This is a genomic window from Pararhodobacter sp. CCB-MM2 (assembly GCF_001691415.1).
Classification (GTDB): Bacteria; Pseudomonadota; Alphaproteobacteria; order Rhodobacterales; family Rhodobacteraceae; genus Pararhodobacter.
In genome coordinates this window covers 1-4,162 of sequence record NZ_LRRR01000060.1, presented here as the reverse complement: position 1 = coordinate 4,162, position 4,162 = coordinate 1, and the positions used below count along the sequence as shown (strand labels likewise).

4 protein-coding genes are annotated in these 4,162 nt (G+C 66.3%); 3 read left to right on the top strand and 1 reads right to left on the bottom strand.

From position 1 onward, the window contains the following. Nucleotides 1-749, top strand: a 749-nt coding sequence (locus tag BCY78_RS24105; protein WP_068306885.1) for an electron transfer flavoprotein subunit alpha/FixB family protein, incomplete at its 5' end; no start/stop codon positions are given. A gap of 77 nt (nt 750-826) precedes the next feature. On the opposite strand, the gene BCY78_RS24100 is transcribed toward BCY78_RS24105, so the two are convergent. Next, nucleotides 827-1,480 (bottom strand): DUF6473 family protein, encoded by a 654-nt coding sequence (locus BCY78_RS24100; protein WP_068306883.1) that lies wholly within the window; start codon nt 1,478-1,480, stop codon nt 827-829. Between the two features lie 193 nt (nt 1,481-1,673). Here BCY78_RS24100 and BCY78_RS24095 point away from each other — a divergent pair, with 193 nt between their 5' ends. Together BCY78_RS24095 and BCY78_RS24090 are read left to right on the top strand one after the other, a co-directional pair. Beyond that, on the top strand, nt 1,674-2,549 hold the full coding sequence (locus tag BCY78_RS24095; RefSeq protein ID WP_068306881.1) for a 3-hydroxybutyryl-CoA dehydrogenase: 876 nt from the start codon (nt 1,674-1,676) through the stop codon (nt 2,547-2,549). A 205-nt stretch (nt 2,550-2,754) separates the two neighbouring features. After that, the gene (locus BCY78_RS24090) at nt 2,755-3,987 is read left to right on the top strand and encodes an MFS transporter (RefSeq protein ID WP_068306879.1); all 1,233 of its coding nucleotides are present in this window, start codon (nt 2,755-2,757) and stop codon (nt 3,985-3,987) included. Nucleotides 3,988-4,162: the final 175 nt, after the last annotated feature.

Here is a 4,162-nt window from a genome sequence, read left to right as displayed (position 1 = left end):
CCGAGGATGCCTCGCTGGGCCATCGTCTGGCCGAGCCGACCGCGGCGCTGATCGTGTCGCTGGCCTCGGGCTATTCGCACATCGTCGCGCCCGCCACGACCGACGCGAAGAACGTGCTGCCGCGCGTGGCTGCGCTGCTGGACGTCATGGTGATCTCGGACGTGACCGCCGTCGTCGACGCCGACACGTTCGAGCGCCCGATCTATGCCGGCAACGCGATCCAGACCGTGAAGTCCTCGGACAGCGTCAAGGTCGCCACCATCCGCACCTCGACCTTCGAGGCGGCTGGTGAGGGTGGCTCGGCCGCCGTCGAGACCGTCGGCGCCGCTGCCGATCCCGCGCTGTCGTCGTGGATCGAAGACAAGGTCGCGACCTCGGATCGTCCCGAGCTGACCTCGGCCGGGATCGTCGTCTCGGGTGGGCGCGGCGTGGGTTCGGAAGAGAACTTCAAGATCATCGAGGGCCTCGCCGACAAGCTGGGCGCCGCTGTCGGCGCCTCGCGCGCGGCGGTGGACTCGGGCTTTGCGCCGAACGACTGGCAGGTCGGTCAGACCGGCAAGGTCGTGGCGCCGGATCTGTATGTGGCCGTCGGCATCTCGGGCGCGATCCAGCACCTCGCGGGCATGAAGGATTCGAAGGTGATCGTGGCGATCAACAAGGACGAGGAAGCGCCGATCTTCCAGGTCGCGGATTACGGGCTGGTGGGCGATCTCTTCACCGTCGTGCCGGAGCTGACCGAGAAGCTGTGAGCCTCGAAATGGTGGGGTGAAACCCCACCCTACGCAAAGACCAGCGGCCCGCCAGACAAGGCGGGCCGTTCGCGTTTTCAGGCGGCCATCGGCAGCAGCGCATGCCGAAGAGCCTGCGCCGCACCAGCCCGATCCTCGGGCCGGAGAGCCAGTACCGTGAGATTGCGGGTGGGCACCGGGGGGCGGGCGAGATAGCTGGGCGCGGGGGTCGAGATGAGCACCCCGTCCTGCGGCAGCATGTCGAGCAAGATGCCCATCCGCAGCAGCCATGCTTCGACGAGAGCCTGTCGGACCAGGCCAAAACGCTCCGGACAGGTGGCGTGCAAGGTGCCAAGCGCATGACCGGTAAAGGTAAAAAGCGCGAAATCGACCTCGGGGAACAATGCGCGTAGTGGCGCACGGGCCACCACGAAACGGTCGTTGCGGCGGGGATGCACCCGGTAGAACGCGTTCGACAGATTGCCCAGCGACGGCAGCAGCATCAGAACCGATTGCGCGCGCGAGGCCCGATCGAGCAGCAAGGCGTCGCCGAGATGATAATCCACCCCTTCCACCAGCGCCGTCGGCGCCAAGAGACGCGCGAGCACCCGGTCCGCCACGGCAGCACGAAGCCGTCCCGTTCCGCGCGGGCCGATCAACATCAGCCCCTTGTGTTGCGGGCCGACCTGACGTTTGGGCTGCAAGAGCAGCGGAGGTTGGCCACCCTCCGGCAGCCGCGTGGTTGCGTGCATGGGACAGACTCCCGATTCTTCACCTTCCTTCAAATGTGGCAGCCAAATCTTACAATGTTCTTACCAACGCCCCGCTCACGCCCCAATGTGGCGAGACAAAGGCAGCCCCGTCATCGCGCGCCGTGGCGTAGCCCTTGCGCCCGCCGCGCCGCGGCGCATAAGGTCGCCTCGGACATTCAGCCGGGAGCGGGACATGGAAATTCAGAGCGTCGGGATCGTCGGTGCGGGTCAGATGGGCAACGGAATCGCCCATGTTTTTGCCGTGTCCGGTTATGACGTGCTGCTCAATGACATTTCCGAAGACGCCCTCTCGCGCGCCTTGGGGCTGATCGACAAGAACCTCGACCGGCAAGTGCAGCGCGGCAAGATCGAGGCCGCGGAGAAGGACGCGGCCATGGCCCGCATCCGCACCACCACGCGGCTGGCCGACATCGGCCCCTCGGACCTGATCATCGAGGCCGCGACCGAGCGCGAGATGGTCAAGCAGGCCATCTTCGAGGACCTGCTGCCGCATCTGAAGCCCGAGACGATCCTGACGTCGAATACCTCGTCGATCTCGATCACCCGCCTCGCCTCGCGCACGGACCGGCCCGAGAAATTCATGGGCTTCCACTTCATGAACCCGGTGCCGGTGATGCAGCTGGTGGAACTGATCCGCGGCATCGCCACCTCGGAGGAGACCTACAAGTCGCTGCATGCGGTGGTCGAGAAACTGGGCAAGACCGCCGCCTCGGCCGAGGATTTCCCGGCCTTCATCGTCAACCGCATCCTGATCCCGATGATCAACGAAGCGGTCTACACGCTTTATGAAGGCGTGGGTAACGTGCAGTCGATCGACATGGCGCTGAAGCTCGGCGCGAACCACCCGATGGGCCCCTTGGAGCTGGCGGATTTCATCGGCCTCGACACCTGCCTCGCCATCATGAACGTGCTCTATGACGGGCTCGCGGACACCAAATACCGGCCCTGCCCGCTGCTGACGAAATATGTCGAAGCTGGCTGGCTCGGCCGCAAGACCCAGCGCGGGTTCTACGATTACCGCGGCCCGGTCCCTGTTCCGACCCGCTGAGCTGCGCCCCCTTATCTTTACTCTATAAATATCCACGGGAGGGGTCCGGGGAGGAGGCGTGCCCCCTCCCCGGGGTCGCCGCCTCGCGCAAGGCTACTCGTTTGGCGCGAAATCTTCACGGGTGAAATTCGACATGCGCGTGTCGCGCGAGGAGGAGACAGACCTGTCCAGATAGCAGAGGGCTGGGGACTGGAGGTCCTCCCCGATGTTTGAACGTTCCGTCCCCGAGTGGCTGCGCCACCCCCCCGCCGCCGCCGCCCGCAAGCCGGGCGCGAAGGCCTTCGCCACGCTTTCCGGGCTGGAGGCCGCAATCCGGGGTATGCTGCTGTCGGTCTTCCCCTTGGCCATGTACGGCGCGCTGCAGGACGCGGGACGCGTCTCGTCGGTCTATTTCGTCATCGGGCTGGTGTCGCTTTGCGTGGGGCTGCTGTTGCCTTGGGTCAACCGCCTGATCCCTCGACGTTGGCTCTATACCATTGGCGGGGCTCTTTACGTCGTGGGCGGGATTGCCGGGGCGATGGGGGGCATGGGCATCGTCGTTGCGCTCTGTGCCTGCACGCTGGCGACGGTGACCTGCTTCATCTGCCTCAATGCCTATGTGCTGGATTACGTGGCCAAGAACGACTTGGGGAAAACCGAGACGCTGCGGATGTTCTACTCGGCCCTTGCCTGGAGCGGCGGGCCCGTCACGGGCGTGGCGCTGATGAAGATCTGGGCCCCTCTGCCATTCCTTTTCGCGGGCGGCTTCGCACTGGTGCTTGTGGCCGTGTTCTGGTGGCTGCGGCTTGGCAATGGCAAGCTGATCCAAAAGGCGCGCGGCCCGGCGCCGAACCCGTTGGCCTTCCTGTCCCGCTTCTTCGCGCAGCCGCGGCTGATCGCGGGGTGGCTGTTTGCGGTGATCCGCTCCTGCGGATGGTGGGGCTATATCGTCTACCTGCCGATCTACGCGATCGAACATGGGCTCTGGGACGAACTCGGCGGGGTGCTGGTGTCCATCACCAATGCCTTCCTGTTCGTCTCGCCCTTGATGCTGCGCTGGGTGCAGAAGCGCTCGGTCCGGGTGGCGGTGCGTACGGGCTTCCTGTGCGCGGCGACCGGGTTCCTGCTGGCCGCGGTCTCGCCCCTGCCTGAGGTCGCGGTGGCGTGCCTGTTCCTGTCCTCGGCCTTCCTGATCCTGCTGGATATCTCGGGCGGGTTGCCGTTCCTGATGGCGGTGAAACCGTCCGAGCGGACCGAGATGGCGGCGGTCTATTCGAGCTTCCGCGATGTCTCGGGGATCCTCACGCCGGGCATTGGCGCGGTGATCCTGCTGGTCGCGCCGATCCAGGGGATCTTCGCGGCGGTCGGGCTGGCGCTGGGGTCGATGTACCTGCTGGCCGGGCGGCTGCACCCGATGCTGGGTGTGGCGCCAGCGGCGCGGGTTCGACGGGCGGCCTGAGGGGGAGGGGTTTCGCCCTCGTCCCCCGGCCCTTCGGGCGCGTGCTTCTCGGGCGATCAAGCCGGGGGCTCTGCCCGCGGGCCCCCGGGATATTTAGAGAGCAAAGATGAACAGGGCTGGCGGAGCCGTCATATCGCCCCTCGCACCGATTGGGGGCGGCCGGGGCGCGCGGGGT